At 40.3% G+C, this 19,738-nt stretch carries 6 protein-coding genes; all 6 read left to right on the forward strand.

All coding sequences use genetic code 11. The features are described from left to right. Positions 1–5 precede the first annotated feature (5 nt). The 6 genes from P176_RS0114085 to P176_RS0114110 all read left to right on the forward strand — a co-directional run bounded on the left by P176_RS0114085 (position 6) and on the right by P176_RS0114110 (position 19,574). Complete coding sequence (locus P176_RS0114085) at positions 6–977, forward strand: type IX secretion system membrane protein PorP/SprF (RefSeq protein ID WP_026755305.1); 972 nt, start codon at positions 6–8, stop codon at positions 975–977. A gap of 125 nt (positions 978–1,102) precedes the next feature. Next, positions 1,103–10,771 carry a T9SS type B sorting domain-containing protein gene (locus tag P176_RS19530; RefSeq protein WP_051605508.1) on the forward strand — a complete coding sequence of 3,223 codons (9,669 nt, stop codon included), beginning with the start codon at positions 1,103–1,105 and terminating at the stop codon, positions 10,769–10,771. A 512-nt stretch (positions 10,772–11,283) separates the two neighbouring features. Further along, positions 11,284–14,328, forward strand: a complete 3,045-nt coding sequence (locus tag P176_RS0114095; protein ID WP_369793773.1) for a SusC/RagA family TonB-linked outer membrane protein — start codon at positions 11,284–11,286, stop codon at positions 14,326–14,328. 12 nt (positions 14,329–14,340) lie between these two features. Beyond that, a complete protein-coding gene (locus P176_RS0114100; protein ID WP_026755307.1) occupies positions 14,341–15,801 on the forward strand; it encodes a RagB/SusD family nutrient uptake outer membrane protein in 1,461 nt (486 codons plus the stop codon). A 15-nt stretch (positions 15,802–15,816) separates the two neighbouring features. Continuing rightward, positions 15,817–17,904: a hypothetical protein gene (locus P176_RS20075; RefSeq protein WP_156033097.1), complete on the forward strand. Its 2,088-nt coding sequence runs from the start codon at positions 15,817–15,819 to the stop codon at positions 17,902–17,904. A gap of 11 nt (positions 17,905–17,915) precedes the next feature. After that, positions 17,916–19,574 carry a family 16 glycosylhydrolase gene (locus tag P176_RS0114110; protein WP_026755308.1) on the forward strand — a complete coding sequence of 553 codons (1,659 nt, stop codon included), beginning with the start codon at positions 17,916–17,918 and terminating at the stop codon, positions 19,572–19,574. Positions 19,575–19,738: the final 164 nt, after the last annotated feature.

A 19,738-nucleotide genomic window follows, 5' to 3' on the forward strand; every position in this document is an offset into this window, starting at 1 on the left:
ATCAAATGAAAAAATTAATAGTATATATCTGTTTTTTGCTTGTAGCAAGCGGGTACGGTCAAGAGTTGAATTTACCTGTATTTACACAGTATTTAGCCGATAACGACTTTGTGGTTTCTCCAACTTATGCTGGTATTGGTGATAATTTCCGAATTAGAGCCAACGGTTTGACCCAATGGGTTGGAATTAAAAATGCTCCTGATAATCAATCGTTGTACGCAGATTTCAGAATATCAAACAGATCTGGAGTTGGGTTATCACTTTACAATGATAAAAATGGTAACACACGTCAAAAGGGTATTAAATTTTCATTTGCACATCACTTGATTCTAGATTACAAGTCAAAACAATATTTGAGTTTTGGGGTGTCTTATAATATCAACAACTTTAAAATAGATATCGAAAATTTTGATACCACTTTTGAAACTCCTGTTTTGGATCCTTCGGTGACTGATGATAGAGGTCGCTCTAATAATAACTTTGATTTTGGTGTACTTTATAGAAATAAAGGCTACTTTTTAAGTTTGAATGCCAATAACCTCTTACCAAAGGATATTGATAATTTCACCGGAATAGAACCTAACTTACTTTTAAATCTTCAGGCCTATACAGGTATTAGATTTAAAGCTAGAGAGAACAATAAAGTGGAATTTGAACCATCAATCTTCTATCAGTTATTTGCAAGTGATGGTCGATCTACAACAGATTTAAACTTTAAATTCCGTCAGTATAATAGAGATGGCGATTATTATTGGGCAGGTATTTCCTACCGTTTCTTAAATGATCAATTGCTACAACCTTTAAACATTGGACCAATGGCAGGTTTTATGAAATCGAAATTTTATTTCGCCTATTCTTATCAACTTACTACTAATGATTTAATGAGTTTTAACTCGGGAACGCACATGATCACTATTGGTCTTGATTTTCTGCAAGGTATTAGCGATTGTCCTTGCACAACCAGTCTAGGACATTAAATAAATGAAGAAATAATGCCTTTATTAAAAGAGAATAGCTAAATTAGAACATTAAAACATCACATAATTCTTTTTTTCTGCCAGCCCCAATGTAGAAAAATTGAAATGAGATTAAATAGATATTTATGGAAAAACCTACTTTTTCTAGAATAGCCATCATTGGTTCATTTCTACTATTTGCACTACAATCAATCGCTCAAAATCACGTCCCATTTACCCCCCGATTTAATCAAGACTTAAAAGGTGACATTGTATTGATTGGTAATAATATTTTAGGACCAAGCAACGACGCGTTTAATAACAATACCTCTTATAACCATACGGTTGATATGAGGTATATTGATATTGACGGAGATGCCTCTACCTTTAGTTCATCAAGCGCCGATTTAAATATCCCAAATCCTAATTGTTATCAGATCAAATATGCTGGTCTTTACTGGGGAGCTGTTACAAAAGGAGAGCAGCCCATTACAGATATTAAGTTCAAAGGCCCCACAGGGGGTTACAATGACATCGTAGGAACTATTGTTTACAATGCTGATGGGACACCTACAGGAGACAGTTTTCCTTATTCTTGTTATGCTGATGTTACAGATATCGTCACAGGCCTCTCCAATGATTTGGGAACCTACACTGTAGGGAACATATCAAGTGCTGAGGGTGCAACAGCTTTTATGACTCCATATAACGGTACAGGTTATTCTGCGGGATGGTCTCTATTTGTTGTATACGAAGATCCTACATTACCAGGAAAATCAATTACGAGTTTTGATGGTTTTAGTGCTATAAGCAGCTCAGTAAATGTTGATGTTCCTATTTCAGGGTTTAGAACGGTGCCAGCTCCAGCTCCAGTAAGAGCTAATTTTGCATTTGCCGCTTTAGAGGGAGATAAGCCTATTGAAAATGACCGCTTGGTTCTTAATGGTGTGCCTCTTTCTGCTGCAGATAGACCGGCAAATAACTTCTTTAATAGTTCTGTTACTCAGCTTAGTGCTCTGCCTGTAGATAACCGTAATCCAAACAGTACAAATACTTTAGGATTTGATACTGGAGTTATGGTGGTTCCAAACCCTAGTAACAATGTTATTGCGAATGATGCTACCTCGGCTACCGTAAGGTTAGAAAGTAATCAAGACGTCTATTTTCAATATTTCTTCGCTTTTGCTGTAGAAATTATAGAACCCAATATTGTACTTACAAAGATTGTAGAAGATGATCTAGGAAACAATATTGGTGGTCAGACCATCGGTCTAGCGCAATCACTAAATTATGTCATTGGTTTTCAAAATACGGGTAATGATAATGCCACAAATTTTCAGATAAGGGATATACTTCCAATTAACATTGTGTTTGATTATCCCAGCGATTTGATACTGCCGGCTGGTGTTACTGTTTCTAGTTATAATCCTGCTACACGAGAACTTATTTTTGATATTGAGGATTATTTAGTTGAAGAAAATGATCCTGCCTATGAAATTCGTATTGAGGTCATGACCGTAGAAACCTGTAGCCAGTTGGCAGATGCCTGTTCCAATATTATAAATAATCAGGCCTATGCGAGATACAATGGGTCATTAAATCCAAATTTTGAAATTACTGATGACCCTAGTTTTAGTAGCAATACAGGGTGTTTGATTTCGCCTCAAGCAACAAATTTTTTGGCTGATTTAGATGACTGTACATTTGAAGAAACCATAACCTTATGTGGAGATACTGTTGAACTTACAGCTGCCAATGGTTACGATTCTTATTCTTGGTCTACGAGTATTACTGGAACTCCTGTTATAGGCACTGGCCAATCTATAACAGTAACCGAAACAGGTAATTATTACGTTTATAATACCGCTATTGCACCCTGTCAATCTATAGTACAAAGTTACGATGTAACCTTGTTTGGCTCAAATACATCAAATCCTGTAATTCCTTATGCTGATGAAGTTGTGATTTGTCCCAATGACGGTAAGGAGCTACCTCTATTGTTTTTGTGTGGTGCAAATGATTCAGTCAATATTGAAACAAATATTTCAAGTGCTTCTTCAATTATATGGGAAGTTCTTGATGAGTCAAGCTGTTCTGCGGTCCCAAATCAAGATTGTGCAAATGAAGATACTGGATGTACATGGAATGAGGTTGGCACAGGACCAAATTATCTGGCTAATACTGCTGGTCAATATCGACTTACAATAAATTATTCAGGAGGTTGTTTCTTACAATTTTATTTTAATGTGTATCAAAATCTGTTAAGTCCTACAGTGTCTGCATCAGATATTATATGTACAACACCAGGAAACATTACCGTTGGTGGCGTACCATCAGGTTATCAATATAGTATAGATGGCGTAAATTATCAATCAAGCAATTCATTCACAGTTGATACTCCAGGAAACTATACGGTTTATATACAACAGGAAGGTGTTGAGACGAATCCATGTGTTTTTACTGTTCCTGATGTACAAGTTCGTTCAAGGGATTTTACAGTATCTGCAATTATCAATCAGCCACTTTGCCATGGAGATAAAGGAAGTGTTCATTTGGCTGCAAATGATGCAGATCCCCAATATTTCTTTGAGCTTTATAATGGCGGCACTTTAGTAAATAGTGTTGGTCCAAACACTCAAAATAGTTATACATTTGAAAACTTAAACCCTGGCACTTATACCGCCACGGTGGAAACAGAAGATGGGTGTACACATACTGAAGACTTTACGATTGTTGATCCCCCGCTGCTACTGGCAACAGCAGCTTTAACAGTTCCTTTGAGCTGTAATGATGGTGAAATTACAGTGTATCCAACAGGAGGGACGCCACCTTACTTTTATTTTGTAAACAGTGGGACTGATTTTCAAACGGTTCCGGAAATTGTGATTACAGAGTCTGGAGTTTATAACATCACGGTTGTTGATTCTAATAACTGTACGGCTACAGCTGCGGTAACTGTAATTGATGTTCCTGCACCTAACTATAATATCATTTCAACAAATATAGAATGTAATGGAAATCTTAATTCTGGAGCTATCATAGTCGATATTCCCGATGCCAGTGGAACAACGTTACTTTATAGTATAGATGGTGGTGTCACATTTACTAATTCACCAGTATTCACAGGGCTCTCTGCCGGAGACTACTCTATCGTAGTTCAATATTCAGTTGGAGGTGTGGTATGTTTAACTGAACCCCAAACAGTGACCATTTCTGCGGCTGTCGCTATTGAAGGCACGGTATCACTTACGGCACCATATACTTGTAGTGCTAATGGTGAAATAACCGTTACAGATGTTTCTGGAGGAACTGAACCTTATACTTATAGTATTGATGGTACTACCTTTCAGTCAGGTAACAATTTTACCGACTTAACAAATGGAACCTATTCTGTAATAGTACAGGACTCTAATGGATGTACTTCGATGGTAGATGAAATTACCATACTACCATTAGATCCCCCAACCGACTTAACATTTAGTAGCTCTGCGCTAACATGTCCAACTAATGTATCAACAATTACAATTACTGGGACTATTGGGGGTACTGATCCATTAGAATATCAAATCATAGCACCTAGTTCAGTATCTACTGGCTACCAAGCTTCACCTGAGTTTTCAGGATTGGAATCAGGAACCTATACGTTTCAGGTAAAAGATGCTAACAATTGTACATATAGTGAATCTTATACAATTTCACCTTTAGCACCAATAACGGTAGTGGGTCAAAATATCAATGATGTCACCTGTTTTGGAGCTGGAGATGGATCGGTCCAATTTACGGTTTCTGGTACTACTGATTTTAATTATACAATCAATGGTGGGGCTTCAACTTCAGGATCATCTCCAATAGTGTTGACAGGATTATCTGAAGTAACTTACACCATCACCGTTACAGATGCGAATACCAACTGTGAAGCTACGGCATCATTAACGGTTAATGGACCAGCATCGGTATTGGCTATGACTGTTGATGTCACTCAAATTACCTGTGAGCAAAACGGAAGTGTTATTGTCAATGCCACTGGGGGTTGGGGAGGAAATACATATAGCTTGACTTTACCTGATGGATCTGTACTCCCTGCTCAATCTTCAAATACTTTTGTGAATTTGACTCAGGAAGGAACATATACGGTAACGGCTGTTGATGCCAATAACTGTACGGTAACAGAGACATTTATATTAAACACATCAGATTTACCAGTTGCTGTAGTTGATACTACCTCAGATTTATGTTATGATGGGATAAATGGCGCAACAATTGAGGTTACGGTTACTTCTGGTCAAGCCCCATTTGAATATAGTGTTAATGGTGGCGCATATCAGTCTAATAGTACTTTTTCAAATTTAGTACCGGCAACTTACACGGTTACGGTTAGAGATGCCAATGGATGTACCGTTACCTTATCTGCACAGACTATCTCTGAACAAATAACACTAAACACCGTATTGACCAAAGATTTAGACTGTTCTGTTGCTCCAGATGCCATCATCACAGGAACCGTAACAGGAGGAACTGCTCCTTTTACATATGAAGTTTCTATTAATGGAGGCGCTTATTCGGCTTTAGGAGCAACGGGTTCTCCGTTTACTTATACCACAGCAACTCCAGGAACCTACCAGTTACAGATCTCTGGAGCGCAAGGTTGTACTGCGGAATCAGGAATTATCACCATCAACCCAATTTCGCCGCCAGCATTAAGTTTGGTCGCTCAAACACAGCCCATCTTATGTAATGGGGATACTAATGGTGCTATTGAGATCACTATTGATAATACAGTTGGTACAGCGCCATTTGTGATCAATGTGAATAACGATACAACGGGTACAGATTTTGGAACGCAAACCTCAGGACTACCAGCGGGAACGTACACGGTAACTTTAACAGACGCCAACCTTTGTACAGCAACTGATACGGTAACAATAGATCAGCCAGATCCCATAATTGTGGATTTTCACACTGTTGATATTAGTTGTACCAGCAGCGGTATTTCACAGGGCTCTATCATTATTGATGGTGTTACTGGCGGAACGGCTCCCTATAATTATTTTGTAACAGGAACTAACGGCTATTCTAATTCTGAATTGAACTCTTCAGGTTCAACATCTGTAACTTTTGATGTTGTTGATTTTGGACTCTATCAAATTAACGTGGTAGATGCCAGCGGCTGCTCGGTATTATTTCAGGATGTATTGGTGGCATCACCTCCAACAGATTTAGATATTAATATAGCAACAACGGTAGACTGTCTTTCAGGAGGGGAAGCTGTGGTGAGCATTGGATCTACACTAACGAGTGCTGGACCATTCTTTTTCAGTATTTATCAAGGACCAATCTCTGTGTATCCAAATCCAGCCGGATCTTGGATTCCAGAAGACGCAGCGGGAAGTCAATCGGCTACATTTACAGGTTTAACACCTGGTGTACTTTATACCTTTATTGTTTATGATGCCTCAACTAATTGTAGTTATTATGAGCCTGCAACGGCTCCAGTTCCAACAAATTCATCATTGACGGCAACTGCAGTTTCTGCAAATAATATTACTTGTACAGGAAATGCAGATGGTACGGTATCTTTTACTGTAAACAGTGTTTACGGGACAGCGACGACGATTAGTTATGAAGTTTTTGATTCGTTATCAATGATGAGTTCAGGAGTGAGTGGTACGGGAGTTGTGCCCGCTAATGGATCATTAACCGTTAGTGATTTAGGAGCGTTACCATATGGTAATTATTATGTGCTTATAAGCGAGACCTCTGGATCTAATTCGGGCTGTAGTGTGGTAACAGTACCGTTCAATATTACAGAATCTGCTATTCCATTAAGCTTAACGGTTTCAGTTGATCAAAATGCCAACTGTAATTCTAATTCAGGCGTTATTAGTGCAATTGGTCATGATGGCACATCGCCATATCAATATCAAATAACAACCACTGCAACAGCACCTTCTGCAAACGATGCGCAATGGGCTTCTGCTAGTACATTTAATTTGGATGCAGGGAATTATTATGTGCATGTTGTAGATGCTTACGGCTGTGTTGTCTCATCTCCAGTAGTACTATTGCCAATGGATGCGATTCCAGTAGTAGCTGCAGATGTAGATAATCAATGTGATACTGTTGAAGGTAATTTTGAAATCTACGTCACGTTAACCACAACGGGAATCTCACCTCATAGTTATAGTATCGACGGTGGGGCATTTCAAATGCAAACAGCGCCATTTACAATATCAAATGTATCGTCAGGAAGTCATACAGTTGAAGTACAAGATGCCAATGGTTGCGGTAATTTAGTGACTGTTATTATTGAGACACCAATAGGATTAACTCCGTCAATAACGGCCTTGCCATCGTGCTCTGATGACGATGGTACTATTACGGTAACTGGTGTAGGTGGTTCTGGCACGTATGCCTATAGCATAAGTCCAAATCCAGCTTCAGTATCAGTTTCTGGCAATGTGTTTTCTGGGGTACCTTCGGGAGTTTATACCGTGACAATGACAGATACCGTGACCTCATGTGCCGAAACAGTTTCAGTAACATTAGATGCTGCAACTCCAGTAGATTTTACAGCTGCAAGCACTGACGTTACATGTAATGGTGGAAATAACGGTACAATCACAGTAGATTTACCTTCAAGCAATGATAATCCGGTGTATACTTATGAGATTATTGCTCCAATAGTTTTACCTGCTCAAAATTCTAATGTATTTACAGGCTTGTCTGCAGAAACATATACGGTTCGGGTAACTTCAGGAAGAGGATGTGTCGCTACGGAAGCTGTTGTTATTGGAGAGCCACAAGTATTGGAAGTATCGGGAACAGCAACAGATTTTGCATGTGCTTTAGATAATTCAGTAAATACTTCAACAATTACAATTACAGAAATAGGAGGTATTGCACCATATACTTATAGTATTGACGGAACCAATTATTTTACTACAAATACGTTTGATGTCATTGATGATGGATCCATTCAGAGTATCACGATTTATGTTAAGGATGCCAACGGATGTCTAGATTCAGATACCCTTATAATTAATCCATTGCCATCTTTATCATTAGCGACTGCAACTATTGCGACTCCTATTGACTGTAATGATACTGGTTCAGTATCTATATCTGTAACGGGTGGATCGGGTAATTTTACCTATCAGATGCTGCCAAGTGGAGCACCTCAGTCTTCTAATGTATTTAATATTACAGGCCCAGGAGATTATTATTTCCAAGTTAATGATACAGATACGGGTTGTAACATTTCAACAGCTGCTATTACAATCGCTCCATATAATACCATTGAGGCTGTTTTGATTGCCACAGCATCAGTCACCTGTTTTGGTGAAAGTAATGGAGAATTAGAATGGACTGTGAGTGAATTTACAGGAAATTATAACTATGAAGTATTCAATACTGCCGGTACGTCTGTAACAGGAAGTGTTGCAGCTAATACAGCTACTAATCCACAGATTATTGCAGGGTTGTCTGCCGGTAATTATACAATTGTACTTACCGAGACGGATACACCATTTTGTTCCACGACCACTAATGTGGTTACAGTGGGTTCCCCTTCGGAAACCTTAGCTCTAGACTTGACGGAGAGTTCAAACGTGACCTGTTCGGATGACCAGGGCACGATCACCGCGGTTGCCACAGGTGGCTGGGGGGGCGTTGAGTACGAGCTTACCGGTGCAAGTACTGTCGGCTATTCTTCCAACGGGACCTTCACGGGCCTTTCCGCGGGGACCTATACGGTCAACGCGATGGACTCGGGTGGCTGTATCGCCTCCGGGACGATCACCCTAGAGGTGCCGTTGCCCATTGACGCGACCTTCACGGCGAGCACGGGTACGCTCCTTTGCTTTGGCGACCAGGATGCGAGCATCACGGTGAGCAACGTTAGTGGCGGACAGGGCAGCAACTACACCTATACATTGAACACGGTGCTGCCAACGGCGAGCACCTCCGGTCCACAGACCCTTAATGTGTTCACGGACCTAGCTGCGGGGACCTATAGCGTTGTGATCAACGATGGCTACGGCTGTAGCAGGACCTCTGCGGATATCGTCATCGGTGCGCCGACGCCGATCACCGCGAGCCTTGTTACGGCAACGGCCCAGACCTGTCTGATCGATGCCGAGCTTACGCTTAGCGCTAGCGGGGGTACGGGTGCCTACCAATACAGCGATGACAGCGGTTTTGCCACGGTACTAGGGACCTTCACGGCCTCTGCGACGTTCGACGTTGCACCGGGGACCTATTCCTATTACGTAAGGGATGCCAACGGCTGTGTGGCCACGGTCTCCAATGAGATCACGATAGAGCAGATCCCTGCACTGGAGCTCGAGCTTGAACTGGTCAACGCGACGATCAACTGCGCCGGCGACAATACCGGAGCGATCATCGCCACGGCCACTGGAGGACTTGGGGACTATGTCTACATCCTCCAGGACGGTTCCGGTGTTGAGATCACCGATGCAGTTCAAAATAGCCCAGGGGTGTTTACCGGGCTTGTTGCCGGTGACTACATCGTATTGGTGGAGAGCGGTGACTGTAGCGATGGGTCCCTACCGGTGAGCATCACGGAGCCCGATGCGCCTCTGGAGGTGAGCTTCGAGGTGTCGAACATCTCCTGTCCCGGTACCAACAACGGTGCTGTGGAGATCACGGCCACCGGTGGCACGGGCACGGTCCAATATGCGATCTCGCCCCAGCTCAACCAGTTCTTCTCGACCAACACGTTCGTGGACCTTTCACCGGGCACCTACGATGTGATCGTGCAGGACCAACTGGGCTGCTATGTGACCTTCGATTTCACGGTTACCGAGCCGGCACCGGTGATCCTTGGGATCGTTGCGGACTCTTTCTTCCCAGAGGTCTGCTTCGGCGAGGCCAACGGGGAGTTCAGCGTGGAGATCTCGGGCGGTGTGAAGCCCTACAGCGTGAGCCTTGACGATTACAACGGTGTGTACACCCAGGGGAGTGCCACACAGGCACAGTTTGACTTTACCGATCTGGTGGGCGGTGACCATGTGGTCTTTGTACGTGACAGTAACGGCTGCGAGTCTGAGTGGAACATCAGCTTCCCCGAGTCGGTACGCATCGAGGCGGAGGTAGAGGTGTCCTTCAGCTGCGACAACAACAATGCGGTCAACGCGGTGACGGTAATGGTGGACGGTACGCTCACCGATACGGCGGAGCTGGACTATTCATTGGACGGCGGTCCCTACCAGATGAGCAACGTCTTCACGGACGTTCCAACGGGAACGGACCACTATGTTGACGTAAGGCACACCAACGGATGTATCGTGACGACGAAGTTCTTCGAGATCCCGGAGTTCGAGCCATTGGCGCTCGTGCTAGAGGAAGGGGAGCTCAACGAGATCGTGGCGGTTGCCACAGGTGGCACCGGCGATTATGAGTTCTGGCTCAACGGCGAGTCCCAGGGCGATAACAACGTGTTCACGATCTACGAGACGGGCACCTATAACATCACGGTTACCGATGGCTCGAGCTGTGAGCGTAGCGCTGCGATGGAGTATGAGTTCGTTGACATCTGTATCCCGAACTATTTCACGCCCAACGGCGACGGTATCCAGGATGGCTGGGCACCGGGCTGCTCGAACGGTTACCCGAACCTTGAGTTCGACATCTTTGACAGGTACGGTCGCAAGGTGGCCTCGCTGAGACAGGGAGAGCTCTGGGACGGCAGGTACAACGGCAATGAACTGCCCACGGGCGACTATTGGTACGTGGTGAGCCCCAACAGCACCACATCGGACAGGGAGTTCGTGGGGAACTTTACATTATACAGGTAATAACTGTTAATTGAAATAGCGCTAAAACACTTTAGATACATACATAATTTTATATAATGAAGTTTATAAGGTATTCGCCAAGCATGGTTTTCGCAAGGATCTCATGCTTGGCGAAACTTATTTACACTATTTTATATCATAAATAAGACTTGTATCTAAGCCTTTTTGGATTAACTTTCATATCACTATAAGTGTTAAAAACAGAAAGATCTTGAATAAAAAATAGAAGATTGAGTTCTTAAATTTTCTTAAACTTTTTAAATACATCCTAAAAAAAACAGCTATACAACTTTTTAAATTACCTATACATTACCCATACAGACACAACTAAAAGGCTTACTATAACGTTGTAGATGTGAAATTGTAATATTAGCAATCTCGCACTATAATTAGGTAAATTTACTAATATCGCAAATATTGGCAGCTTATTTTGTGATGTATGTTTTTTGTTGTGGTCTATTTTATCATTGTGTTAAGATTATGTTATAGTTTTGAAACATAATATGAAGCACATGGGAAAAAAACTCTTTTTTATTTTATTCATTTTCACTTCTACTTTAGTATTCTCACAAGAAGTTGCTATTACAGGAGTGGTTACAGATGAAGCGACCGGACAACCGATTCCCGGCGTAAATGTATTAGTAAAAAATACTACAATTGGTGCATCTACAAATTTTGATGGCATCTATACGTTGTCTAAAGTGCCCGTAGGTTCTACTTTGGTATTTAGTTATATTGGATATCAAAATTTTGAAGCCTATGTCTCTGATGAGTCAGCCATCAACGTATCCATGAAAGAAGATGCTGAGGCTCTTGATGAGGTTGTGGTAATTGGATATGGAACTCAAAAGAAACGAGACATTACAGGTTCTGTCTCTATAGTGAGCTCTGAAACTTTAGAAGAGTTTAAGCCCGTTAAAGTGGAGCAAGCGCTTCAAGGAACTGTATCTGGTGTAAATGTTACTAGTCAATCAGGATCTCCAGGAGCTGGTTTGGATATTAGAATTCGTGGTATTGGAGGCAATGGGGTAAATGGACCTACCGTCATTATTGACGGTTACGTTGGTGATTTGAGTGTATTGAATCCAAATGATATAGAAACCATTACTGTATTAAAAGATGCTCAAGCGGCAATTTATGGAACTATTGGAGCTAATGGAGTGGTTTTAATTACGACTAAAAGTGGTAGAAAAAATCAAAAAACTAAAATTTCTTATAATACGTATACCGGATTTCAAGAGTCTTCGAGAAAATTACCTTTACTAAATGCTACGGAATATGCGCTGCTCTTGAATGAAAGTTACGCTGCAGGTGGTCAACAAATTCCATATAATAATGTGACTCAGTTAGGAGAAGGAACAGATTGGCAGGATGAGGTACTAAATGAAAATGTGCCAATTATTAGTCATGATTTTAGCGTCACAGGAGGTTCAGAAAAAATTACTTACGCCATCAGTGGTTCACATTTGTATCAGCAGGGAATCATTGCGCCTAAAAAAACAGATTTTAGAAGAAATACGGCAAGACTTGGCCTTACAGCTGAGTTATCAGATAAAATGAAAGTAAATGCCAATATCATTTACACCTACATAGATCGAGATGCTGTTAATGATTTTGGATTAGGATCGGTTTTATTTAATGCTTTAAATGCACCTTCTACAATCTCCCCTAGAAACAATGACGGTAGCTATTCTTTAATTCCAAGCACACCTGGTCTAGGTATTGAAATTATCAATCCATTGGCTCAGATTGAAAACACTTATAACGATTATGATTTAAGAAAATTAAATGGTACCGTGGGGTTAGAATACGATGTTGTAAAGAATATATCATTAACGGCACGTTTGGGTTTTAACACGGGTAATAGTGAAGGGAAGACGTTTTTAAAGGAAATTGATTATGGTGGAAAAGTATTTGATATACAAAGAAGTAGAGTAGATCAAAATGCTATAAATGATAACAATTACTCTTTAGATATCTTCGGAAACTATGAAAACACATTTTTAGATGCGCACAAAGTTACCTTTACTTTAGGAACTACCGTTTATCAAGAATTTGGTAATGGATTATTTGCTACTGGTTACGATGTACCTAATAACTCATGGCAATTTGCCGACATTTCATTAACAACAGGAACTAGTGAAGCACCAGATGTTAGTTCTTATGCTTATGATGAAAGACGTTTGTCGTTTTTTGCTAGAGCTCAATATGATTTTAATGGGAAGTATTTATTTTCTGCAATGCTCAGGAGAGACTCTTCAACACGTTTTGGTCCAGACAAAAGAAACGGGTTATTTCCATCGTTTACTACTGGTTGGGTTGTTTCCGATGAGGGCTTTTTTGAAGACGTGGATATTATTGATTTTTTTAAACTTAGAGGAAGTTATGGGGTTTTAGGGAATGATCAAATTCCTAATAATGCTTATGTGAGTCTTTTAGGAGGTGAGGCTACTTATGTTCTCAACAATACTTTGGTTAACGGTCAGGCAACAGGTATTATTCCCAATTCAGAATTGCAGTGGGAAGAGTCTAAAAAGTTTGATGTTGGTATAGATTTGAGATTGTTAAGAAATAAGGTTGATATCACAGCAGATTATTTTATAAACACTAGAGATAAACTCTTAATTGCAAATATTCCTGTTTCAGGCATAACAGGTTTCGCAGCGCCAGGAGGTTCCTCTCCAACGGTTAATGCTGGGAAAGTAGAAAACAAAGGTTTTGAATTTGCAATTAATTATAAAGAAAATTTTTCTGAGAACTTGAGTTTTTCTCTTGGCTATAACATTACTGGCCTTAAAAATGAAGTGCTTGAGGTAAATAATAGCACTGGTTTTATAGAAGGAGGTTCGTTTGGAGTAGGACAATTGGCACCATCTAGAATGGAAGTAGGACAACCTATTGGTTATTTCTACGGATATCAAACAAACGGTATTTTCCAAACTCAAGCAGAAGTTGAAGCACATCCAAGTCAAGTAGATTTAGGCGCTAATGCAGCTCCTGGAGATATAAGATATGTTGACGTCAATGGTGATGGTAATATAGATGCAAATGATAGAACAAATATTGGTGATCCAATCCCAGATTTTACTATGGGGCTAAATTTCAAATTCGATTATAAAGGATTTGACTTCAGTGCTTATACTTTTGCTTCAATTGGTAATGATATGGTTCGTAATTACGAAAGAACGCTTACTGATGTTAATAGATTAAATTATCGATTGGATAGATGGACAGGTCCAGGAACTAGTAATTCTGTGCCAAGAGTAACCACTGCAGCAACTTCAAATAATGTGTTTTCAGACTTTTTTGTAGAAGATGCCTCTTATATAAGAATTCAGAATGTTCAATTAGGTTATACGCTTCCTGTAAAATTCACTGAAAAATTGGGAATTTCTAAATTCAGATTATACGGTCAGGTAAACAATCTTTATACGTTCACAGAATATAAAGGTTACGATCCGGGAGCTTCTAGTGGTGCTCCTATTGGGGGAGGCATTGATTTTGGATTTTATCCAATACCAAGAACATATCTTTTTGGTTTGAATTTAAATTTTTAATAACTATTGAATATGAAAAGAATACTTAATAAAATATTGGTCATAGGTTCTCTTGCATTCGTAGTCTACGCTTGTACGGACGATTTTGTTGATCGTGATCCAGTTTATTCTATAGACTCAGAAAATTTCTTCAACTCTGAAGATGATTATTATAATGCTCTAATTGGGTCATATGACTTGCTCCAATCCACTTATTTAAATGTTATTTTGGGTGAAATCGCGTCAAACAATACCGTTTGCGGGGGCGAGAGCGCAACAGATGTTATCGGTTGGCAGCAAGTGGATGACATGATTCATACTCCAGTAAACGCAGATTTGAGAAATGTATGGAATTGGATGTATGCCGGCGTCAATCGCTCTAATTATATTTTAGAATTTCAAGATAAAACAGATTTTGAGGGCAAGGAAATTATCATTGCTGAAGCACGATTTTTAAGAGCCTATTATTATTTTGAATTGGTAAAATGGTTTGGACCTGTCCCCTTAAAAGAAACGAGATTTCAATTAGGAGATGAAACATCTATCCCCAGAAGTCCTGTAGAGGATGTTTATGCGCTCATTGAAGAAGATCTTCTCTTTGCTTCAAATACCTTGTCTTATACAGCGCCACAAACGGGCCGAGCTACAAAGGGTTCTGCTCAAGCACTGCTGGGCAAGGCGTACTTGTATCAAGAAAAGTTTACAGAAGCTGCAAATATTCTTAATAATTTAATTTCAAACGGTCCTTACGATCTTGTAGAGGATTATGACAGCATTTTTGAGAATTCTGGAGAAAATAATATAGAATCTGTTTTTGAGGTACAATATACAGATGTAGAGGGCGCTGGTTTTGGTTGTCTTCAATGTAGCGAGGGTAATGTAGCTGTTGGTTTTAGTGGTGTGCGTAATTATTCGGGACCATTATTTTCACCGGGATTTAGTTTTAATTTACCCGTTCAAGATGTTGTAGACGAGTTTGAGGATGGAGATGATAGATTAGAAGTGGCTATCCTAGATATCGATGCTTGGGCAGAGCAAACAGAAGCTTCTTTTGGGGTAGGATATGAGCATACTGGTTATTTCAATAGAAAATATCTTCCAAGAAAGAGAAGTGAAAATGCACAAGGGGATTTAAACTTAACCAACCCTAATAATTATCGAGCAATCCGTTTTGCCGATGTGCTATTGATGGCTGCGGAGGCTTATAGTCGTGGAAATTTAAGTGACGATACTGCAAAACTATTTCTGAATAGAGTTAGAACGAGAGCAGGTTTGCCAGATGTTACTACATCAGGAAATGAACTTATTGATGCCGTATATCATGAAAGACGCGTTGAATTGGTAGGAGAGGGACATCACTTTTTTGATCTTGTAAGGACTGGCCGAGGAACTGAGATCGATGGTTTTACACCAAATAAAAATGAATTATTTCCAATTCCTTTTGAAGAGATCCAGTTTTCAAATGGTAACTGGACACAAAATGATGGATATTAAAAAAATATGAACGCTATGAAAATTTTAAAATTTATACTCTGTGTTTTTCTGCTAGTGTTTTCTGTAGTCAGCTGCGAAAAAGACGACGATAATACCGATTTTGTTGATGCTATCGAGGCACCAACTAATGTGTCTGCTTTAGTTACCGTGACTCAAGATAATACGGGATTAGTAACCATTACGCCATTAGCTGAAGGGGCAACCTCTTTCAATATTGATTTTGGAGACGGTACAACCGTTGCAACAGCTGTGAACCAAGGTGGTTCAGCAGAACATGTTTATGAAGAGGGTACGTATCAAGCCACGATTGAAGCTTTTGGTTTAAATAGCCAATCTACAAGTATTACAAAAGAAGTTATAGTATCATTCCAAGCTCCTGAAAACTTGGTTGTGACTATCGAAAATGATGCTGCGGTTTCTAGAAAAGTAAATGTGACAGCAGAAGCGGATTTTGCTTTAAGTTACGAAGTTGATTTTGGTCAAGCAGGAAGTGAACCCGTTGAAGGTAATGGCGATGAGCCCATAAGCTTTATTTATGATACAGCAGGAACTTATACCATTACAGTTACCGCTTTTAGTGCGGCAATTGAAACGGCAACTTATAGTGAAGACTTTTTAGTAACAGAGATTCTTCAGCCTTTGGCTGCAGCACCAACACCTCCTTTTAGAGAAGGTTCTGATGTGATCTCTATGTTCAGTAACACCTATGAGCTTGATGTAAATGTGAGTTCTTGGCGTTCAGATTGGAGCACAAGTACATTGACAGATCTTCAAATTGCAGGGAATGACACGAAATTTTACGCAGATGCAGATTTCGTTGGCGTTGAGTTTTATGGCGAAGATGCCGTAGACGCCTCTCAAATGGAAATATTTCATTTAGATTTTTGGTCTGTCAATGCAACGACTTTTAGAGTGAAACTTGTAGACTTAGGAGGAGAAGAAGCTACCGAGGCTGAGATTGTATTTGAAGATTTACCCCAAAATGAATGGGTTTCTCTCGAGATACCAATGTCAGATTTTATAGATAGTGGAATGACTTCTACAAACTCGATCCAACAGCTTATATTTTCAGGTTTGCCAACAGGGACTTTTGATTTTTTCATTGATAATGTTTATTTCTATCGTGCGCCTTCTACAGCGCCTAGTATAGCGGGAACCTGGAGAATGGCTCCAGAGGCTGGTGCACTCGGTGTTGGCCCTGCGGTTGGAGATATCAGCTATTTCTCTTGTGATGCCGATTGTGTGGCATTAAGAGCTTGTTATTACGACGATCTTTATGTGTTTGGTGCAGACGGCAGTTTTACCAATGATTTAGGAGCAGAGAGTTGGATTGAAGGATGGCAAGGTGGTGGAGATGCCTGTGGTACTCCAGTGGCACCTCATGATGGTTCAAATCCTGCTACTTATACGTTTGATGAAGGTGCAGGAACTGTTACTTTAAACGGAATAGGCGCCTATATAGGTTTAGCGAAAGCTAATAATCAGGGAGAACTTCCTAATGTTGACGTCCCTAGTTCAATTACTTATAACGTGAGTTTTGTAGATGCTAATACTATTAATGTCAATGTTGATGTGGGTGGCGGTGTTTTTTGGCAGTATAAATTGATAAGAGAAGCTGCACCAACAAACCCACTTACAGGGACTTGGCAAATGGCTCCAGAAGCTGGAGCTTTAGGTGTTGGTCCAGCAATTGGTGATGTTAGTTATTTTTCGTGCGATGCAGATTGCGTTGTTCTAAGAGATTGTTACTACGATGATCAGTATATTTTTGGAGCAGATGGTAGTTTCACCAATAATTTAGGGGCAGAGAGCTGGATTGAAGGATGGCAAGGTGGCGGTGATGCCTGTGGAACACCAGTTGCACCTCACGATGGCTCAAACCCTGCAACTTATACTTATGACGAGACAGCTGGAACAGTGACCTTAAATGGAACGGGAGCATATATTGGTTTAGCAAAAGCAAATAACCAAGGCGAGTTGCCAAATGTTGAAGTACCAAGTTCAATTATCTATAATATCTCATTTGTAAATGAAAATACGATCAACGTTAATGTAGATGTTGGTGGAGGTGTGTTTTGGCAGTATAAATTGATAAGAATTTAAAATAAAGCGAGATGAAAAAGTATATTAAAATTTATAGTCTATTGATAATGCTTGGCTTTATAGCGAGTTGTCAAGACGATGAAGCAGAATTTGGAGCCATACAAGCGCCAACAAATGTCATGATAACAGCTGAGATAGTTGGTGCTGATGCCAATAATCCAAATGGAGATGGAAGCGGTTTTGTTGTATTCAAAGCTTCAGCAGATAATGCAACGGGCTATACCTTTAGCTATGGCGATGGAACAGATGGTGTGGTGCCTTCAGGAGAAGTCACGCATCGGTATAGTGTTGTTGGAGTAAACACCTATACCATAGTAGTGAATGCTTTAGGTACAGGCGGTTTATCTACTACAATATCTACTGAGGTTGAAGTATTTAGTTCTTTTGATGATTTAGAAGCTAAACAGTTATTGAGTGGAGGTATTGGAAATTCTAAGACTTGGTATCTCGATGCCTCTGAGCCAGCACATTTAGGTGTTGGTGGAACTCCTGCAAGCGCTGCAGATGGTTTTTGGTTTCCTGGATTTTATGCAGCAGCACCATTTGAGAAATGCGGAGATCCAATCTCAAGTTGTCTTTGTAATGACGAGCTAATATTTTCATTAGCTGCAAATGAGCAACTAACTTATACGTTAGATAATCAAGGTCAGACATTTTTTAATGGCGCACATTCTGCAGTAGGCGGTGGCCCAGGATCTGGGGATGATGTTTGTCTTGATTTTGATACTGCTGGTACAAGCATCGTGTCTTTATCACCAACAACCTTTGATTGGTCTACAGTACCTGATCCCGATTTTGAGGCTAGAGGTACCACCATGAGTTTTTCCGGAGATAATTTTATGGGATACTATGTGGGGTCTTCCACTTATGAAATTATTAGCCTTACCAATAGTTCGCTTTATGTAAGAACGATTGATGCATTAAATCCTGCCTTATACTGGTATCATAAATTTACGACAACTCCTGCAGATAATGAGTTCAACTCAACCTATGAAGATTTAGTGTGGAGTGACGAGTTTGATGTTGATGGCGCACCAGATGCTACAAAATGGACTTATGATCTTGGCGCAGGTGGCTGGGGCAATCAGGAGTTGCAGACCTACACGAACAATGCTGAAAACGTTATTGTTGAAAATGGATTACTAAAAATTATGGCTAAGGCAGATGGGAGCTCATATACCTCAGCACGTTTGAAGTCTGAAAATCTTTATGAATTCACCTATGGCAGAGTGGAGATAAGAGCAAAATTACCGGCTGCTACAGGGACTTGGCCTGCATTATGGATGCTTGGTGCAGACTACGAAACCAATACTTGGCCAGGATGTGGTGAAATAGACATCATGGAGCAAACAGGGCAAGATAAAAATGAGGTCTTGGCAACCGTACATCATCCAGCAGTTTCTCCTGGTTCTGGAGATACTGGATCAATGGCTTTACCTACATCAACAACCGAGTTTCATAATTATTCGGTAGACTGGACGCCAGAGCAAATTACATTTTTAATAGATGGTGAGTTATTTAGATCGGTACCCAATTCTCCAGATCTTCCTTTTGATAGTGATTTCTTTATGATCATGAATGTTGCTATGGGAGGCACATTGGGTGGCGTTGTAGATCCAGGATTTACAGAAGATGTGATGGAAGTTGATTATGTCAGAGTCTATCAATAACTAATAGTTGAGATTGTAATTTTAGAAAATTTCCTAATTTTTCACAATCCAAATTCAAAAGAGGCCATTGTTAATATACAATGGCCTCTTTTTTGTAAGCGGATATCACGTTTTAATTTGGAAAGGAATTGGTTATATTGCTTGCATGTTAGGTTTAGAAAACA

The organism is Sediminibacter sp. Hel_I_10, from assembly GCF_000688335.1.
In the GTDB taxonomy this organism is placed as follows: Bacteria; Bacteroidota; Bacteroidia; order Flavobacteriales; family Flavobacteriaceae; genus Psychroserpens.